The organism is Streptomyces sp. NPDC048590, assembly GCF_043199535.1.
GTDB lineage: Bacteria > Actinomycetota > Actinomycetes > Streptomycetales > Streptomycetaceae > Streptomyces.
On record NZ_JBICWC010000010.1, the window covers coordinates 315249 to 333610 of the forward strand.

Sequence of the window (18362 nt, forward strand, 5' to 3'; positions counted from 1 at the left end):
GGCGCGACCGCACATCCGTGCGGTCGCGCCCTCGTGGCGTGTACGGGCGTCAGACCCCGGCGTAGGAGTGCTTGCCGGTGACGAAGATGTTGACGCCGTAGTAGTTGAAGAGCCAGCACCCGAAGGCGATCAGCGCCAGGTAGGCGGCCTTGCGGCCCTTCCAGCCGGCGGTGGCGCGGGCGTGCAGGTAGCAGGCGTACGCGACCCAGGTGATGAAGGACCAGACCTCCTTGGGGTCCCAGCCCCAGTAGCGGCCCCAGGCGTCGCCCGCCCAGATGGCGCCCGCGATGATCGTGAACGTCCACAGCGGGAAGACGGCCGCGTTGATGCGGTACGAGAAGGTGTCCAGGGTCTTCGCGGCCGGGAGCCGGTCCAGGACGGAGCTCGCGAACTTCCCCGGCGTGCCCCCGGAGGCCAGCTTGTTCTCGTAGCTGTCACGGAAGAGGTAGAGCAGCGTGCCGACGGCTCCGAGGTAGAAGACCGCGCCGCAGATGATGGCGGTGGAGACGTGGATCCACAGCCAGTAGGAGTGCAGGGCCGGGACCAGCTGGTCGCTGTCGGTGTACAGCGTCGTGGTCGCGATGCCCAGGTCCAGCAGGACGGTCGTGACGAGCAGCAGACCGATCCAGCGGACGTTCTTCCTCAGGGCCAGCAGGATCAGGTACGCGCCGACGGCCACCGTGGAGAAGGTGATCGAGAACTCGTACATGTTGCCCCAGGGGGCCCGCTGCACCGACATGGCCCGTGCGACGACCCCGCCCGCCTGGACGGCGAAGGACACGACGGTCAGGGCGACCGCGATCCGTCCCCAGAGGTCGCCCTTGAAGGTGCCGCCCGCGGCCCCGGGACCGTCGGGCACGTCGCGCGTACCGGCGGCGGAGCGGGTGACGATCGTGGGCCGCTCCAGCACGGCGGTGCTGCCGCCCTTCTGCGCGACCACCTTCACCGGGGAACCGGCGGACGCCTGACCGGTCAGCGCGGCGGCCGTACGGCCGACCTTGCTGCGGCTGCCGAAGACCCACTCCGCGATGTGCGCGAAGAAGGCCAGGGTGTAGACGGCCATCGACGAATAGATCAGCACATTGCTGGTGTGTGCCAGATTCTCGTTGGTTGCGGCGGCGAGATTCACTTCTCAGCCCCTTCGGCAGGTGCTTCGGCAGGGTGTCCGGGCTCGGTCTCGGGCGCGGGGTCGGGCGAGGGTTCGGGGGCGGTCGGCGCGACGGTGTGGAGCGCGACCGCGAGGTCGGCCAGTTCCTCCGGCAGCTTCGCGGACTCGCTGCGGCCGAGGCCCGCCATCTCCACGACGGTGACGCCGTCGCTGCCGCGTACGGCCCGCACCCACATGCGGCGGCGCTGGATGAACAGCGATCCGGCGAGGCCGGCGATGGCGGCGATCGCACCGCCGAGGGCCCAGCCGGCGGCCGGCTGGCGGGAGATCTGGAAGCTCGCCCACTCCTCGACGCTGACGAAGGTGATCGAGCCGGCGCCGTCGGGGAGCTTCATGGTCTCGCCGGGGCGCAGCCGCTTCTTCAGCTTGTCGCCGTTGCTGTCCTTGAATTCCTTCATCTTGGACGTGTCGAGCTGGTAGACGTTCTGCGGCAGCCCGGAGTCGACGCCGAGGCTGCCGTAGTAGCCGTTCAGCGCCAGGACCGGGTAGTCGGCGCCGGGGTACTGCGAGAACATCGTGCCCTTGCCGTCACCGGCGAACGTCGGGACGAAGAAGGCCTGGAAGCCCAGCTGCTCCTTCTTCCCGTTCGCGTCCTTGTAGCCGTCCATCACCTTGATCGCGCCGGTCGAGGTGACGTTGTTGTCGATCGGCAGCAGCGGCACCGCGGTCCGGTAGACCTCCTTGCCCCGGCCGTCCTTGACGGAGATGACCGGCGCGTAGCCGTGCGCGTTGAGGTAGACCTTCGTGCCGTCGACGACGAGCGGCTTGTTGACCTCGATGACCTTCTTCTTCGGCGCGCCGTCGGCGCCCTCGGAGTAGGTGACCCGCGCCTCGTACGTCCGGGGCGTGCCGCGCTGCGGTCCGTTGCGCTCGTAGGTGCCGACGAAGTCGTCCAGGTCGAAGCTGAACGGCGCGAGGTCGTCGTTGTCGAAGAGCGAGCCGGACTTGAAGTCGTCGTACTGGGTGATGGTGTTGGCGAAGCCGTCGCCCTCGACGACGAGCTTGCCGCCCTCGGACTTGAAGAGCTGACCGCCGGCGAAGGCCACCAGCATGACGATCAGGGCGATGTGGAACAGCAGGTTCCCCATCTCCCGCAGATAGCCCTTCTCGGCGGCGACCGCCTCACCCACCGTGTGGGAGCGGAAGCGCCGCTTGCGCAGGAGGGAGAGCGCGGCCTCGCGCACCTCCTCCGGCGCCGCGTCGGTGCGCCAGGTGGTGTACGCGGGCAGCCGGGTCAGCGTCCTGGGAGCGCCCGGCGGGCGGCCGCGCAGCTGGCCGATGAACTGGCCGGTGCGCGGGACGATGCAGCCGATCAGCGAGACGAACAGCAGGATGTAGATCGCGGAGAACCACACCGAGCTGTAGACGTCGAAGAACTGGAGCTTCTCGTAGATCGGGGAGACCGTGGTGTGGGCGTCCTTGAAGGTCTGCACCTTCAGTTCGTCGACGCTGTTCTGCGGGATCAGCGAGCCCGGGATGGCGCCCAGCGACAGCAGGAAGAGCAGGATCAGAGCGACCCGCATCGAGGTCAGCTGCCGCCAGAACCAGCGGGCCCAGCCGATGACGCCCATGGCGGGTACGGCGGACGCCACCTCCTCGCGCGGGGCGGTGGAGAGCTGCTCCCCGGCCTCACCGAGGTCGCGCTCGTCCGTGGTGTGCGTGTTGCTCATCGACTCAGATCCCTACAGTGAAGCCGTTGGACCAGACCTGCATCTCCTGGATGAGCGCGTCCCAGGCGCCCGTCAGCAGGAGCAGCCCGGTCACGATCATCATCCCGCCGCCGATCCGCATGACCCACGCGTAGTGGCGCTTGACCCAGCCGAACGCGCCGAGTGCGCGGCGGAAGGCGACCGCCGCCAGGACGAAGGGGACGCCGAGCCCGAGACAGTACGCCACCGACAGGACCGCGCCGCGGCCCGCGGTGGCCTGGTCGAAGGCGAGCGCGTTGACGGAGGCGAGGGTGGGGCCGAGGCACGGGGTCCAGCCGATCCCGAAGAGCGCGCCGAGCAAGGGAGCCCCGGTCAGCCCGGTCACCGGCCGCTTGTGGATGCGGAATTCGCGCTGGGTCATCCAGGGCATGAGCCCCATGAAGAAGATCCCCATGAGGATCATCAGCACGCCGAGGACCTTGGAGAGCACCCCGCTGTAGTCCTGGAGCGTCTGGCCGAAGAAGCCGAAGAGCGCGCCGCCGGAGACGAACACGACGGTGAAGCCGAGGACGAACAGCGAGGCGCCCGCCACCGTCCTGCCCCGCCGGGCGTCGGCGAGGTCGGTGCCGCTGACCCCGGTGACGTAGCTGAGGTAGCCCGGCACCAGTGGCAGGACGCACGGCGAGAAGAAGGACACGAGTCCGCCGAGCAGCGCGATCGGCAGCGCCACGAGCAGGGCGCCACTGGTCACGGTGTCGTTGTACCCGGTCGCGGCTAGCTGGAGCACGGGGTCACTTCTCCGCTACCAGCGGCTTGATCATGTCGCGCAGCCGGTCCGCGTCGAGCGCCGCGAGGGAACGCGCCGCGAGCTTCCCGTTCCGGTCTATGACCACGGTCGACGGGATGGCCTGCGGGTTCAGGGTGCCCTTCGGGAAGCGGAGGAGGAGCTTGCCGGTCGGGTCGTAGAGGCTCGGGTAGGTGACCCCGAAGTCCTCCTCGAAGTTGATGGCGAGGGTCTTCTGGGTGTCGCGGGTGTTCACACCGACGAACTGGACCCCGTCACCCTTCGTCTCCTGGGCGACCTTCTCGAAGTGCTTGGCCTCGGCCCGGCACGGGCCGCACCACGATCCCCAGAAGTTGAGGACGACGATCTTGCCCTTGTAGTCGGACACGTCGAGCTTCTCGCCGTGCAGGGTCGTCCCGTCGAGCTCCGGCGCGTCGGCCCGGTCGCCCTTGGCGACGGTGGAGATCCCGCCGCTCCCGGTCACGAAGTTCGTGTTGCCGCCGCCGCCCGCCTTGGGGCCCTCGCCGCTGCACGCGGACAGGGTCAGCGCGCCGGCCGCCACTGTGGCGGCCAGCAGGGCGAAGCGGCGTCGGGGTGCGCGGCCATAGCTCATGTGAAAAGTTTCGCATGGCAGTTCAGGGGATCTTGGCCACCCCCCTCGGTGCCCGTAAAGCCCCTTGTCAGGTCTGTTTAAAGAAGGCGTTCCAGCCACCCTCGGGGGACTGTCCCACCTGGAGCGTACGCAGCTTGGCGAGCACCGCCGGATCCTGTACGTCGAGCCAGTCGACGAACTGCCGGAAGGAGACGAGGCGCACATCCGGCTTGCCCGCGATGTGTTTGATCACATCCTCGACGGCGTCCATGTAGATACCGCCGTTCCACTCCTCGAAGTGGTTTCCGACGTAGAAGGGCGCTCGATTCGTCTCGTAGGCACGCTCGAATCCGGCGATGTACGCCTGGGTGGCCTGGGTACGCCATCCCGGATAGCGCGACGGCATCCCGTTGGTCGAATTCTTCGACTGGTTGGCGAGGATGTTGTAGTCCATGGAGAGGACTTCGAAGGAGTGGCCGGGGAACGGAATTCCCTGGAGCGGGAGGTCCCATACGCCCTGGCGCTTCTCGGGCCACATCTGGCTGCCGCCGGGCGAACTCGCGTCGTAGCGCCAGCCGAGCTGCCTCGCCGTGGGCAGCAGATTGTCCTGGCCGAGAAGGCAGGGGGTGCGGCCTCCGACGAGTTCCTTCCGGTAGTCGAAGGGCAGCGGTTCCACGTCGTCCCAGCCGCTGTTGGTCCGCCATTCGGTGACGAACGAGACCGCCTGCTCGATCTCGCTCCGCCATTGCTCCGGGGTCCAGTTGCCCACCGATCCCGAACCACCGCAGAAATGCCCGTTGAAATGGGTCCCGATCTCGTGCCCGTCCAGCCACGCCTGACGCACGTACTTCAGCGTCTGCCTGACGTGGTCGTCGTTGAGATAGCCGATGTCCGAGGCGCCGCGCGGGTTGTTGGGCGGGCGGTACAGGGACTTCTTCGCCTCGGGCAGCACATAGAGCCCGGAGAGGAAGAAGGTCATCCCCGCGTCGTGCTCCTCGGCGAGTTCGAGAAAGCGCGGGAAGAGTCCGTTGCCGACCTCACCCGCCCCGTCCCAGGAAAAGATCACGAACTGCGGAGGGGTCTGGCCGGGCTCAAGACGGACCGGCGCCGCCGGCTGATTGGGCTGCTTTCCGGTGTCGGCCGTGGAACCGTCGCCGATCAGTCTGACCTGTTTCTTAGGTGCCTCCCCGCCATTCCCGTGCGGCCCTTTGGCACCGGGGGAACCCTTCGGCGGAGCCGGCCGACCGCTCTCCGGAGAACCGGAAGAGCCGCATCCGGACATCGACAGTGCGGCTGCGGCTCCGATACCTGCCCCGAGCAGGCCCCTACGGTTGATTTCACGCATGGCGTCCCCATCTGCGGTCGTATTACCTCAATGCCATACAAACTGGTGATGGCTTAGATGAGGAATCCAACACGGGGGTTCCACTGATAATCATAAAAATGATTACGTGAACAGACCCTTACATCTGCTGCACATGGCCTACAGAGCGGCGGGTCGCACCTCTCTCCTGCCCGAGGCCTGCTATGCGCGGTCCCGCAATGCCCGGTGGATCGACGCGCGGCGCACCACAGGGCGGAGGAGAACCGTCCGCGTACCGGATGCCTGCGGATGCTCCGGCAAAGCGGCATGGGTCGGCGGCTCCCCCGGACGAAGTCCGAGGGAGTGCCACAGCGTTCGTGAAGGGCCCGCGATGCCCGGCGGATCCGGGCGTGGTGTCCGCCCGCCGGGCCCCGCGGAGCTGCCCTCAGGCTCCGAAGGCCTTGGACTTGCCCTTGACCGGCTTCGCCCCCGCGAGGAGGTGCGCCGGGACGAGGTCCCGGGCCGGCTCGGTGTACCCGACGGACACGATCTCGTCCCCCTGGTACGTGAAGGTCGTCAGCGAGGCCAGGGTGCACTGCCGCTTGCGCGGGTCGTGCCACAGCCTGCGCCGCTCCACGAAGCTCCGCACGATCCAGATCGGGAGCTGGTGGCTCACGCAGACCGCCTCGTGCCCGCGGGCGGCGTCCCGGGCCGCGTCCAGGGCGCCCATCATCCGTACGACCTGCTCGATGTACGGCTCACCCCAGGACGGCTTGAAGGGGTTGGTGAGGTGCTTCCAGTTCTCCGGCTTGCGCAGCGCGCCGTCACCGACGCCGAAGGTCTTGCCCTCGAAGACGTTGGCGGCCTCGATCAGACGCCCGTCCGTCGCCAGCTCCACGCCGTGCAAGGTGGCGATCGGGGTGGCCGTCTCCTGGGCCCGCTCCAGGGGCGAGGCCACGACATGGGTGATGTCGCGCTTCTCCAGGTGTTCGGCGACCCGGTCGGCCATCCGGCGGCCGAGGTCGGACAGGCTGTAGCCGGCCCGGCGCCCGTAGAGCACGCCCTCCGGGTTGTGCACCTCGCCGTGGCGCATCAGATGGACGACGGTGATGTCCTTGCCGCTGGACTCGCTCATGCCGTGGCCTCCGAGGCGGCGCGGGCGGCGGCAGGCAGCGCGGCGGCGACCCGCTCCAGCGCCTGCGCGTCGTGGGCGGTGGAGACGAACCAGGACTCGAAGGCGGACGGCGGCAGGTACACGCCCTGCTCCAGCATCGAGTGGAAGAACGCGGTGAAGCGGAACGCCTCCTGCGTCTTCGCGCCTTCGTAGTCACGGACGGGCTGGTCGGTGAAGAAGACGGAGAACATGTTGCTCGCCGCCGACACCGTGTGCGCGACGCCCTCCTTGGTGAAGGCGTCCGAGACGAGCGAACGGAGCTCCGCGGAGACCGCGTCGACCTTCGCGTACGCCGCGTCGTCGAGCAGCCGCAGCTGGGCGAGGCCGGCCGCGGTGGCCACCGGGTTCCCGGAGAGGGTGCCCGCCTGGTAGACGGGGCCGGCGGGGGCCAGGTGCGCCATCACGTCGGCGCGGCCGCCGAACGCCGCGGCGGGGAAGCCGCCGCCCATGACCTTGCCGAAGGTCATCAGGTCGGGCCGGACGCCGTCGATGCCGTACCAGCCGGCCTTCGACGTGCGGAAGCCCGTCATCACCTCGTCGGAGATGTACAGCGCGCCGTTGGCCGCGCAGATCTCCTTCAGCCCGGCGTTGAAGCCGTCCAGCGGCGGCACCACGCCCATGTTGCCCGGCGATGCCTCGGTGATCACACAGGCGATCTCCCCCGGCTGCGCGGCGAACGCGGCGCGCACGGCGTCCAGGTCGTTGTACGGGAGCACGATCGTGTCGCCCGCCTGCGCCCCGGTCACGCCGGGCGTGTCGGGCAGGCCGAAGGTGGCGACCCCGGAGCCGGCCGCGGCCAGCAGCGCGTCGACGTGTCCGTGGTAGCAGCCTGCGAACTTCACGACCTTGGCGCGCCCGGTGAACCCGCGGGCGAGCCTGATCGCGGACATGGTCGCCTCGGTGCCGGACGACACCAGCCGGACCTGCTCGACGGGCTCGATCCGGGCGACGATCTCCTCGGCGAGCGCCACTTCGCCCTCACCGGGCGTACCGAACGACGTACCACGCGCCACGGCGTCCTGGACGGCGGCGGTGACCTCGGGGTGCGAATGGCCGAGGATCATCGGCCCCCACGAACACACGAGGTCGACGTACTCACGGCCGTCGGCGTCGGTGAGGTACGGACCCGTACCGGACACCATGAACCGGGGCGTACCGCCCACGGCACGGAAGGCACGCACGGGAGAGTTCACGCCGCCGGGCGTCACGAGGGACGCCCGGTCGAAAAGCGTCTGCGAAACTGGTGCTTCGTATGAATACGCCACTTTGGTCCTGATCTGCGATTCGAGGTTCGGGGGGCCTGACCGGCGATTTCGGCCACCGGTGAGCAGGGAGCGCGCTCTCCCCGTATGAGGCTCGTACAACGAAAGGGCGTCAGTCTCCTCGCGTCTGCGAAACTGGGGCGTCATAGGGAAAGCTCACCCATGCCATGGTGTCAGAGGCGTCGACGGTCTTGCGGACAGGTGTTTCACCGCACGCCCGTGGGGGAGGTCACTGACGATGATCGGGTTGCGCGGCGGGGCTGTGTCTCCTAAGAAGTAGTCGGGTGGATGAGATATGCATCGCGGTGGCGGAGTGGGCGAAGGGACCGACGACCTGGGGCCCGAGCCTGCCCGGCGAGGGCGGCACCGGCGCGAGGCCGAGCGCGTACGGGACGTGTCGGCGGGTGGCGCCGAGGATTCCGGGAGCAGGAGCAGTGGAAGGGTGGGGGTGACCTACAAGTACTTCGGTGCGCCTGACGGGGCCACCGCCGCGCGTGTGCCCATCTCCATGCGCCCCGAGGAACTGGGCGGCGACGAGCTGGGCATGGGCGGCATGTTCAGCAAGATCAAGCCCGAGACGGTGGCGGCCATGGTCCTCACCGGCATACAGGGCATACCCCTGAACAAGGTCCCCCCGCTGGAACTGGTCGTGCTCCACCCCGACTACGCGGTGGTCAAGCTGCCCATGACGGTCGTGGACCCCCTGCGGGACGTCGGCGAGGAGTCGGTCGGCGCGGCGGCCTTCATCTGGTCCACGGTCCCCGACCGCGGCGGCCCGCGCGACGCCTTCAACGTCTACCAACTGCTCCACGAGTGGCAGGACTTCTCCCACCGGCTGCACGACGCCGGCCATCAGGCGTACTGCCTGGTGTGGCCCTGAGCGCCTCCCCCGCAGCCTGACGGGGCGCGGGCGGGGGAGCGCCTGTTCACCCGCGCGCGGCCGTGTAGGAAAATACGGCCATGACGGCGGATGAACTGCGTGTGGTCGTGGAGACCGCGGACGAAGGTGTCGTTCTGATCCGTGTCCGGGGCAGCCTGGACGGGTGGTCGGGCCCCTCCGAGCTGGTCGAGGCGCTCGAAGGCGCCGCCCGGAGCGGCGGACGACTGACCGTGGCCGACCTGTCCCGACTGGAGTTCGCCGACTCCACCGGGCTGCACGTGCTGCTGAACGCCCAGCGCCGGCACACCGAGGCCGGGGTACGGCTGGTCCTGGCCGGCCCTCTCGACACCGGGCTGAGCAGGCTCTTCGAGGTCTCGGGCACGATCGGCGCCTTCACCTTCGCCGACACGGTGGACGCGGCGCTCTCATGCTGACCGGTCACGGGCCGCGCCCCGTGCCGCCCGCCCCCGGCGGGCCTTCGGCGAGTGTGAGCGGGCGGCATCAGGGCAGGCGCAAAGAGCAATGAACGGGGAGCGAGAAGTGCTGCGGGACGGTACGACTCCGGTCCATGGGACGGAGGAGGCCGCGGCCCCGGCTGCCCCGGAGGAGTCCGGAGGCGCGGGCCGCGACACAGCCGTACCGCTGAACGCCGCCGACGCGCGTGACGTCGTCACCCGGCTCCTGGAGGAGGAGTTCTGCGGCCTCGGCGGGGAGGGCCCGGCGGATGTGGTGGTGGCCGACGCCCTGCTGGTGACCTCGGAACTGGTGACCAACGCCGTCAGGCACGGCGGAGGGCTCACCGGGTTCGAGGCGCGGATCACGGACGACGGCCTGCTCCTCACGGTCGCCGATGCCAGTCCACGTGCGCCGGTCACCGCGGAACGCGATCCCGGCACCATGCCCATCGGCGGTTACGGCTGGCTGCTGGTGCGCCGGCTGGCCAAGCACGTCACCGTCAGGCACCTCCCGGGCGGCAAGCACATCGTCGCCCTGGTCGCGCTCGCCTGAGAAGCCTCCCCCGTCGGCCCGAACGGATCCGGCCGGAAGCCCCGGGCGAAGAGGCGTGATCGATTGGCATAATTCGCGCATGGTCCGCGAGCCCCTCGACAACTCCGCACCCGCCGGTCGGCCCGTGGTGGCGGCCGAGTGGGAGATCAACGGACACTGGGTCGTCCGCGCGCAGGGCGACATCGACTGCGACACCGTCGACCCGCTCTTCATCGCCCTGTGGCAGGCCGTGGCGGGACACCGGGTCGTCGTGCTCGACGCGTCGGCGGTGACCTTCGCGGACTCCTCGTTCCTGGGCCTGCTCATATCGGTGCACCAGCGGGCGGAACTGCGCGTCGTCGCACCGGGCGCGGCCGTCACGCGGCTGCTGCGGACCGCGGGCGTCGACCAGGTGATGCATGTCTTCCCGACCCTCGACGCGGCGCTCGGCGCCCCGCCCGGCGCCACCTGACCCCGGCTCTCCCCGCCCGCCCGATGTGTGAGTGCCTGTCAGCCGGAGGGGGCCGACGGCGGGAAGGACCGGTACGGCTCGTCTCCCGGCCGCGGCCCGTCCTCGGGCAGTCCGGCCGGTCCGCGCGCTCCCCCGGCCGCGACACCGAAGAGGTGCCCGGTCCCGGTGACGTAGAGGATCCGGCTCAGGAAAGGCGGAGGGTCGTCCAGGCTGAGCCTGATCCCCCGGGCGGAGGTGCCGCGGTGGAGCATCAGGAGGCTGGAGACACCCATCGAGTCGCACACCCTCAGCCCCGCACACTCCAGGACGACCTCGCACAGGGCCGGGTCGGCCTCCAGGCACTCCTGGAAGCGCTCCACCAACTGGTCACTGGTGTCGTAGTCCAAGTCACCCGCCACGCACAGGCGTACGGCGCCGGGCGAGGCCTCGACGTTCAGGGTGAGGGGCGGACTGGGGCGTTCGGTCATCCTGTGCTCCGGAGTAGCGGTCCACCGGCCTCCAGGACGCCGCGCGCCCCGGCCAGCAGTCTGGTGGTGCGGGGGAAGTCCTTGAGCTCCGTCCCCAGCACGTCGAGCACCGGCATCAGGGAGGCGGCCGGGACCCGACGGGCCTCCAGGATGGCCGCCGTCCAGCCCATGAAGCCGGTGAAGAGATCGTCGTCGTCCGTGTAGAGGGCCACGCCCAGGTACTCGACGATGTGGGCGATGTCCTGCGCCGTGTGCTCGCGTTGCTGCTCGGTGTAGGAGGCGGCCGCGGGGAAGCGGTCCTCCAGCTGGGCCATCACCTCGCGCACGAGACCGGGCCTGCCGCGTACGACGAGGGTGTACTCCTGGTCGCCGAGGTGCGGCAGGTCGTCGATCTGCTGCCTGCCCGCCGCGGGGACCGGCGCCGGGATGCCGTCCGCCAGCCGGACCGCCGCCGCCCGTGCGTCCGGGGCCCAGGCGTCCGCGCCCAGCAGGCGTGCGTACCGCCCGTCCGGCCCGAAGGCGGCCCCGCCCACCAGCACGGGTACGCCGACGGCCTGGCAGGCGGTGATCGCCGCGTGCGCGGTGGGCAGCCGGGTGGGGATCGAGGACGACAGCGCGACGGCGTCGGCGCCGAAGCTGTGCAGATGCCCGATCAGGTGCGGCGTGGGGACCTGCGCCCCGAGGAAGTCGACCTGCCATCCGCGCAGGGTGAGCACCTCGGCCAGCAGACGGGCCGGCAGCGCATGCCATTCCTGGTCCACGCAGGCCACCGTGACCCGGCCCAGCCGCGGCGTGTCCCGCGCCCGTGGATGGTGGGCGAGGGCGGCGATGACCCTTTCGGCGATGGCGCTGGCCGCGTGCTCCTGCGCCACGGAGAGCCGGTTGGCCGCCCACTCCGTGCCGACCCGCGCCTGTACGGGCGCGATGACGTCGAGCAGGACCGCCTCGGGGTCGGTCCCTTCGTCGACGGCGTCGAGGACCAGCCGGGCCGCGGCGTGTTCGTCCCGGCCGGTCACCGCTTCCCACAACCGGTCCTGGAGTCCGCGCGTCCGAGGCTCGGCAAGAGTGTTCGTACTCATGCGGTGTACCTGCCCCGGGTGTGGCCGTCCACCGCACTCAGATGGGTGGTCTGCGGGGCGGTGATGGCGACGAGCGCCATGTCGTCGTGGCGTCCGTCGTGGAGCCACTCGGACGCGAGCATCTGCACCCGCTCGACGACCGCGGCGCCGGGCATCCCCACGCACTCCGCCATGGCCCGCACCAGCCGCTCCTCGCCGAAGAGCTCGTCGCCGAGCGGACCGCCGCGGGCCTCGGTGACCCCGTCGGTGTAGAGCAGGCAGGTCTCGCCGGGCATGAGGTCCGTCTCCACGGTGCGGGCCTCGATGTGGGGCAGCGCCCCGACCAGCGTCCCGTGGGTCTCGATCTCCTCGACCCGGCCGTCGTTGCGGATCACCAGCGGGGCGGGGTGCCCGGCGGAGGTGAGGCTCAGGCGCACACGGTGCTCCTCGCGGCGTACCGAGGCCAGCACCAGGGTGGCGAAGCGCGTGTGGTGGGAGTTGAGGAGCGCACTGTTGAGGAGCCGCAGCATGCGGGGGTGGTCGTCGGACATCGGCGTCAGTGCCTGGAGGGTGTTGCGGATCTTGCCGGTGAGGACGGCCGCGTCCAGGCCCTTTCCGCACACGTCCCCGAGGACGGCGAGAGACACGTCGTCGGGGGTGCTGCCGGGGTGCACGTCGTAGAAGTCGCCACCGACGCGCTCACGTGCGGCGGCCGGCTGGTAGCCGCCCGCGAACTCGACCCCGTTGACCCGCTCCAGCCTGGGCGGCAGCAGATCCCTCATCAGGGTCCGGGTTATGTCGCTCTGCTCGGCGTACAGCCGAGCGGCCGACAGGGCGGCCCCTGCCCGTGCGGCGAAGAGCCGGGCGAAGACCTCCTCGTTCTCGTTGAAGCCTGCGGAACCGGCTCCGCGCAGCAGGACGAGGACGCCCGCCGGGACACCGTGCCCCGGCAGGGGTGTGATGGCGGCCGACCCGACCGGGCCGGCGAAGTCGTCCGGCAGCAGCCAGTCGGGCAGGGAGGCAGGGTCGATCCAACGCGAGGGGACGGGCGGGAAGCCCTGCAGCGCCTCGCTGAGCCCGGGTACGAGACCGGGGTCCTCCGTCACCGTGCGGCGGACCGCCGCCCCGCCGTCGACGGCGAACGCCAGCGGCAGCTTCCGTCCCGAGGCGGGCAGGATCACGACCGCGGCGTCGGCGAGGTGCCGGGACGCCAGCTGGGCGGTGACGCGCATGCAGCGGTCGGTGTTGAGCGAGGCGAGCAGGACGTTCGACGCCTCCGCCAGGAAGGTGGTGCGCTCCCGCTCCCGGGTGAGTTCCTCCTCGACGAGCTGCCGTCCGGAGTCGTCGAACAGCCACCACGCCACGTTCCCGGCACCGTTCGGGACCGGGCGCGCCTCGAAGGGCAGTCCGCCGATCTCGCCCCGGTACGCCGGGCGGTCCGCCACCGCTGCCTGGACGGCGAGCGGAAGGGCCGGCTCCTGCGTGACGTCGGTACGGGCCGGGTCCTCGTGGACGATCTCCTCGTGCGCGAACTCCTGGTGGGCGCGTGCCAGCCAGGCCGGCGCCGCGTCCGCCAGCGGGAGCCCGTGCGCGGCTCCGGTCAGGAGTGTCGCCGCGGCCGGGTTGCGGTCCACGACCGCACCACTCCGGTCGACGACGATCACGGGGTACGGGGCCTGTCCCCACAGGTCGTGCTCGGGACGTTCCTGAGTTCTCGTGGCGATCTGATCCTTCGGAGGAGCCATGAGGGGGGACCCGCCTGCGGCGAGTCGCACCACCTTCCAACTGGACGAAAATTGCTTTCCCTTCGGCAACCATTGCCCAGTCGGGGAGCGTCTGGCAAGCCGCCCTCCGCTTGCCGGCCCGGGCGCGGAACCCCTCGGAGGGCCTCCCACCGGGGCTTTCGGCCCGGGGGACGGGCGACAGGGCCCGGGTCAACCGCCTGCGGCGAGCCGTCCGCTGAGGGCTCCGTGGAGGTCGGCGCTCGGTTCGTCGAGACCGACGATCTCCACCCGCTTCCCACGCTGTTCGTACTTGGTGGTGACGGCGTCCAGGGTCGCCACCGACGAGGCGTCCCAGATGCGCGCGGCTGTGAGGTCGATCACCACCTCCTCCGGATCGCCGGTGTAGTCGAACCTGCCGACGAGGTCGTTGGACGAGGCGAAGAAGAGTTCACCGAAGACGGAGTAGACGACCCTGCCGCCGTCCGGGTCCGTGACGGACGTGACGTCCGCGAGGCGTGCGACGCGCCGGGCGAAGATCACCATGGCCGTGATCGAACCGACGACGACACCGATGGCGAGGTTCGAGGTGGCGACGACACAGATGACCGTGATCACCATCACGGTGGTCTCGCCCCACGGCAGCCGCTTCAGGGTTCCCGGGGCGATGGAGTGCCAGTCGAAGGTGGCGAAGCACACCATGACCATGACCGCGACGAGGGCCGCCATCGGGATCTGCGAGACCAGCGGACCGAACACGATGCAGAGCACCATGAGGAAGACACCGGCGAGGAACGTGGACAGCCGGGTGCGGGCCCCCGACACCTTCACGTTGATCATGGTCTGGCCGATCATGGCGCAGCCGCCCATGCCGCCGAGGAAACCGGTCACGATGTTGGCGATGCCCTGACCGATGGACTCGCGGGTCTTGCTGGAGTGGGTGTCGGTGATCTCGTCGACCAGCTTGGCCGTCATCAGCGACTCCATGAGCCCGACCAGTGCCATGGCGAGCGCGTACGGGGCGATGGTCGTCAGGGTGTCCAGGGTGAAGGGGACGTCCGGCAGGCCGGGAACCGGGAGGGAGGAGGGCAGTTCGCCCTTGTCCCCGACGGTCGGCACGGCGATGCCGGCGGCGACGGTGATCGCGGTGAGGATGACGATGGAGACCAGCGGGGCGGGAACCGCCCTGGTGATCCTCGGGAAGAACACCATGAGGACCAGACCGCCGACGACCAGCGGATACACGGCCCAGGGGACGTCGCTCATCTCCGGGACCTGCCCCAGGAAGATCAGGATCGCCAGCGCGTTGACGAAGCCGACCATCACGCTGCGGGGTACGAACCGCATCAGCTTGGCGACCCCCAGCGCGCCGAGCACGATCTGGAAGACGCCTCCGAGGATGACGCACGCGATCAGGTAGCCGAACCCGTGCTCCCGGTTGAGCGGGGCGATGACCAGGGCGACCGCGCCGGTCGCCGCGGAGATCATCGCCGGCCTGCCGCCGACCACGGAGATGACGACGGCCATGGTGAACGCGGCGAAGAGACCGACGGCGGGATCCACCCCGGCGATGATCGAGAAGGAGATCGCCTCGGGGATCAGCGCCAGGCCCACGACGAGACCCGCCAGGACCTCCGTCCGGAGGACCTTCGGGGTCAGCCAGGACGGCCGGAACCCGCTTCCCCGGCCGGCCGGGGACAGTAGGGAAGAGGACAAGGGAGACGCGACCTGTCGTTACTCGGGCCCGCCCGGCGGACCGGGACGTGCGGGGAGCGCGGATGCCGGGCGGCGTTCCGCGGATCGTCCGCGCCGATCGCGGACGGAAGCATGAGGGCGGGGAGCACGTGCACCCGGGACTGCCACAGGTGGGCGCGGGTGGGGCTGCGCCGCAGCCGCCGCGCACGGGGTCCGCCGACCGCCGTCGCCTGGGGGCTTCGTCGACCTTGGGCGCACTGGCGACAAACGACTCTACCCTAACGTTAGGGTAGAGATGAAAGAGCGCCGTCCGGCTCCGGTCACGGCGAAGGTCGAGAGGCACAGGGACACCGTGAGCGGCGAGCACATGCAGATCGGAGAGGTCGCGGCACGGACCGAGCTGTCGCTGCGCACCATCCGGCACTACGAGGACGCGGGGCTGGTCGTCCCCTCCGCCCGCTCCCGGGGCGGCTTCCGGTTGTACACCGAGGCGGATGTGGCCCGGCTGATGGTCATCCGCAGGATGAAGCCGCTCGGCTTCACGCTGGACGAGATGCGGGACCTCCTCGACGCCGTCGACCGCATCGACGGCGAGGCGGAGTTGACGACCGACGAACGCGACGCCCTCCTGCAGCGGATCCGGGGGTACGAGCTGACGGCGTCGGAGCAGGTCGAGAAGGTGCGCGTACAACTGGCGCGGGCCGAGGAGTTCGCCCTGACCCTGCGCACCCGCCTGGAACGCGAGGGCGTGCCCGGGGTTTGAGGACGGGCCTCCAGGGGCGCGGGCGCTTGCGCGTACCCGCTGTCCTGGCGGGTGGCGGTTCGGGGGCGGACGTGTCCGCCGGCCCGGTGGGTGACGGTTCGAGGTGGGACGTGTCCGCCGGCCCTGCGGGTGGCGGTTCAGTGCGGAACACGTCCGCTGCCCCTGCGGGTGGCAGTTCGGCCGCAGGACATGCCCGCCGGCCCTGCGGCCGGGCAGTTCGGGGCGGGACATGTCCGCTGCTTCCGGGGGCGGGCGCGACCGCGGACCCGCTGTACGGGGAGTGTGCCGTCGCGCGGCGCGACCGCGGAACCCGGCTGGCGAGGACCGGTACGGGGGGCGTCCTTCGGCCATTCATTGGCCGAAGAATGATCTTCAGCCGTACCGCCGGGGCTGCCGATGCAAGGAGCAAGACCCCTGAGGAGGCCCCCGCGTGCACGACCTGCTGCTGACCCTGACCGTTCCGGCCGTGGTCGTCGCGAGCGGGTTGTACACCGCCTGCGACTGCCGGCGCGGGCGCCGGAACCCCCTGCCGTACACACGGGCGGCGGCCCGTAGCTCGGCGCGCGAGGCGGTGCGCCAGGCCGAGGGTGTCGTCAGCAGGGCGTACGCCGCCGTCGGCTGTCTCTACGCCGCCCCCGGCCCTCGCCGCGCGCCGGAGACCTCCGCGACCGTCAGCGGCCGAGCGGCAACAGGCCCGGATCACGGCCCGTCTCTGCCAGCACCCGCTCGAAGGCCGTAGCCCCGGGCGGTGCGGGGAACGCCTCGCCGAACACCTTGGCCTCCCTGGCCTGCGGTGCGAGCGCGGCGAGTTCCGGCTCCAGCTGGGCCGCGAGGGCCGGGTCGGGGACGTAGTCCTGACCGGTCGCCTTCGCAAGGTCCCAGACGTGGACCATCAGGTCCCCCAGGACCATGAAGCCCACCGTGCGGGCGGGCAGGCCCATGCCCCCGCTGACACCGTCCTCCGCCCCCGGCTCCGCCCATGCCTTCACCAGCCGCGTCGTCGCCTCGTCGAAGCGGCCACGCCAGTCGCCGGTGACGACGTCATCCGTACGGCTGAAGTCCGGGGTGCCCTTCGCCGCCAGGACCGTGAAGTTGTCCACCACGAGGAAGAGGTGGTTGAGCAGGGCCCGGACGTCGTACTCGGTGCACGGCGTACGGCCCGTCAACTGATCGTCCTCGATGGCCTTCACGACGGGGACCGCCTGCGCGGCGGCTTCCTCGAGCAGTTCACTGATCGTCTTCATGACTCCCACCATCCCCCTTCGCCGCTGCGGCGTATTGAAGAAACGCGACAGCGCCGACGCCGCCCGGCGCGCCACTACGATCCGGCCATGGCCGGACATGGAGCGGGGCCGGGACCCGGGGCCGGGGACGGCCTCGGCGCGGAGGATCCCCCGGAGAACGGTGGGAGCGGCGCGCCCGGGGAGAGCGGCGGAGTACCGGGGCCCGGGAGTCGGACGCGGGGCATCGTCGATGCCGGCGGCCTCTTCGAGCGCGTGGATTTCCGGCTCCGCGAACCCGCTCCCGCGCTGCGGGCGTACCTGGAGCACTACTGGCTGATCGACTGGGACCTCTCACAGCCGTACACCTCCCACGTGGTGCCGCACCCGAACGTCCATCTGGTCTTCCAGCGAACGGAGCCGGAGGCCGGGGCGGAGCCCGCCGAAGTCGCCGAGGTGCACGGCATCGTGCAGGGGCTGTTCACCCGGCGGCTGGAGGGCAGGGGGCGGGTCTGCGGGGTGAAGTTCCGGGCGGGCGCCTTCCGGCCGTTCGCACCGGACCGGCCGGTGTCGCACTGGACCGGCAGGTGGCTGCCCGCCGACGAGGTGCTGGCCACTCCCGCACAGGGGGTGAAGCCGTCCTCCGCGGCGCGCGGGATCCTCGGCCCGGACGACGAGGACGCGCGGATCGCGGCCCTGGACGCCTACCTCCTCCCCCTCGTCCCGCCACCGGATCCCCAGGCCCGGCTGGCGACGGAGCTCGCCGAACTCGCGCGCACGGACCGTTCGCTGCGGCGGGTCGACGACCTCGCTCGCGCCGGAGACATGTCCGTCCGGTCGCTGCAGCGGCTGTTCTCCGGCCAGGTGGGCGTCGGGCCCAAATGGGTCATCCTCCGCCACCGCATCCACGAGGCGCTGCAGCGGGCCGGTACGGATCCGGAGACCGACTGGGCCGCCCTCGCGGCGGATCTCGGTTACAGCGACCAGGCACACCTGGTCCGGGACTTCACCTCCACCGTCGGTGTCCCTCCGGCGGCCTACGCCGAGCGATGACACCCGGAGCGACGACGCGCCACACGACACCCGACCCGCGACAGCTGTTCGCCGTCTGCACCGGCCCCAGTCGGAAAGCTCTCGCGGCCGCGCGCGGCGCGATGGCATCCTGAC

Annotated in this window: 18 protein-coding genes; 6 read left to right on the forward strand and 12 right to left on the reverse strand. The window is 70.6% G+C overall.

Annotated elements, in window-relative coordinates:
- Positions 1-49 precede the first annotated feature (49 nt).
- The 7 genes from ccsB to hemL all read right to left on the reverse strand — a co-directional run bounded on the left by ccsB (position 50) and on the right by hemL (position 7935).
- The gene (gene ccsB / locus ACGFNN_RS28135) at positions 50-1129 is read right to left on the reverse strand and encodes a c-type cytochrome biogenesis protein CcsB (protein ID WP_393559997.1); all 1080 of its coding nucleotides are present in this window, start codon (positions 1127-1129) and stop codon (positions 50-52) included.
- Positions 1126-2838, reverse strand: a complete 1713-nt coding sequence (locus ACGFNN_RS28140) for a cytochrome c biogenesis protein ResB (protein WP_393559999.1) — start codon at positions 2836-2838, stop codon at positions 1126-1128. The genes ccsB and ACGFNN_RS28140 overlap by 4 nt, the downstream gene beginning before the upstream one ends.
- 4 nt (positions 2839-2842) lie before the next feature.
- Entirely contained in the window at positions 2843-3604 is a 762-nt protein-coding gene (locus tag ACGFNN_RS28145) for a cytochrome c biogenesis protein CcdA (protein ID WP_362553215.1), read from the reverse strand.
- Positions 3605-3608: 4 nt separating this feature from the next.
- Positions 3609-4214, reverse strand: coding sequence for a TlpA family protein disulfide reductase (locus tag ACGFNN_RS28150; RefSeq protein WP_393560001.1), 606 nt, complete (start codon positions 4212-4214; stop codon positions 3609-3611).
- 67 nt (positions 4215-4281) lie between these two features.
- Entirely contained in the window at positions 4282-5538 is a 1257-nt protein-coding gene (locus ACGFNN_RS28155; protein ID WP_393560003.1) for a hypothetical protein, read from the reverse strand.
- A gap of 403 nt (positions 5539-5941) precedes the next feature.
- Positions 5942-6631, reverse strand: coding sequence for a histidine phosphatase family protein (locus tag ACGFNN_RS28160; RefSeq protein WP_393560005.1), 690 nt, complete (start codon positions 6629-6631; stop codon positions 5942-5944).
- The gene (gene hemL, locus ACGFNN_RS28165; RefSeq protein WP_393560007.1) at positions 6628-7935 is read right to left on the reverse strand and encodes a glutamate-1-semialdehyde 2,1-aminomutase; all 1308 of its coding nucleotides are present in this window, start codon (positions 7933-7935) and stop codon (positions 6628-6630) included. Before hemL ends, ACGFNN_RS28160 begins: the two co-directional genes overlap by 4 nt.
- Positions 7936-8227: 292 nt before the next feature.
- Here hemL and ACGFNN_RS28170 point away from each other — a divergent pair, with 292 nt between their 5' ends.
- From ACGFNN_RS28170 to ACGFNN_RS28185, 4 genes are all read left to right on the forward strand, one after another.
- Positions 8228-8812, forward strand: coding sequence for a hypothetical protein (locus ACGFNN_RS28170; RefSeq protein WP_393560009.1), 585 nt, complete (start codon positions 8228-8230; stop codon positions 8810-8812).
- Between the two features lie 80 nt (positions 8813-8892).
- Entirely contained in the window at positions 8893-9246 is a 354-nt protein-coding gene (locus tag ACGFNN_RS28175) for an STAS domain-containing protein (RefSeq protein ID WP_393560011.1), read from the forward strand.
- A gap of 88 nt (positions 9247-9334) precedes the next feature.
- Entirely contained in the window at positions 9335-9820 is a 486-nt protein-coding gene (locus tag ACGFNN_RS28180) for an ATP-binding protein (protein ID WP_365091099.1), read from the forward strand.
- A 79-nt stretch (positions 9821-9899) separates the two neighbouring features.
- Entirely contained in the window at positions 9900-10271 is a 372-nt protein-coding gene (locus ACGFNN_RS28185; RefSeq protein WP_393560013.1) for an STAS domain-containing protein, read from the forward strand.
- 38 nt (positions 10272-10309) lie between these two features.
- Here ACGFNN_RS28185 and ACGFNN_RS28190 read toward each other — a convergent pair whose 3' ends face one another.
- From ACGFNN_RS28190 to ACGFNN_RS28205, 4 genes are all read right to left on the reverse strand, one after another.
- The gene (locus ACGFNN_RS28190; RefSeq protein WP_393560015.1) at positions 10310-10738 is read right to left on the reverse strand and encodes an STAS domain-containing protein; all 429 of its coding nucleotides are present in this window, start codon (positions 10736-10738) and stop codon (positions 10310-10312) included.
- The gene (locus ACGFNN_RS28195; protein ID WP_393560017.1) at positions 10735-11817 is read right to left on the reverse strand and encodes a B12-binding domain-containing protein; all 1083 of its coding nucleotides are present in this window, start codon (positions 11815-11817) and stop codon (positions 10735-10737) included. The genes ACGFNN_RS28190 and ACGFNN_RS28195 overlap by 4 nt, the downstream gene beginning before the upstream one ends.
- Entirely contained in the window at positions 11814-13541 is a 1728-nt protein-coding gene (locus ACGFNN_RS28200; protein WP_393560019.1) for a PP2C family protein-serine/threonine phosphatase, read from the reverse strand. Before ACGFNN_RS28200 ends, ACGFNN_RS28195 begins: the two co-directional genes overlap by 4 nt.
- A 189-nt stretch (positions 13542-13730) precedes the next feature.
- Complete coding sequence (locus tag ACGFNN_RS28205; RefSeq protein ID WP_393560021.1) at positions 13731-15233, reverse strand: SulP family inorganic anion transporter; 1503 nt, start codon at positions 15231-15233, stop codon at positions 13731-13733.
- 331 nt (positions 15234-15564) lie between these two features.
- Here ACGFNN_RS28205 and ACGFNN_RS28210 point away from each other — a divergent pair, with 331 nt between their 5' ends.
- Positions 15565-15975: a MerR family transcriptional regulator gene (locus ACGFNN_RS28210; RefSeq protein WP_393560132.1), complete on the forward strand. Its 411-nt coding sequence runs from the start codon at positions 15565-15567 to the stop codon at positions 15973-15975.
- A gap of 671 nt (positions 15976-16646) precedes the next feature.
- Here ACGFNN_RS28210 and ACGFNN_RS28215 read toward each other — a convergent pair.
- Positions 16647-17219: a TIGR03086 family metal-binding protein gene (locus tag ACGFNN_RS28215; RefSeq protein WP_393560023.1), complete on the reverse strand. Its 573-nt coding sequence runs from the start codon at positions 17217-17219 to the stop codon at positions 16647-16649.
- An 87-nt stretch (positions 17220-17306) separates the two neighbouring features.
- Between ACGFNN_RS28215 and ACGFNN_RS28220 the strand changes: the two genes are divergently transcribed.
- The gene (locus ACGFNN_RS28220) at positions 17307-18248 is read left to right on the forward strand and encodes a DUF6597 domain-containing transcriptional factor (RefSeq protein WP_393560025.1); all 942 of its coding nucleotides are present in this window, start codon (positions 17307-17309) and stop codon (positions 18246-18248) included.
- Positions 18249-18362: the final 114 nt, after the last annotated feature.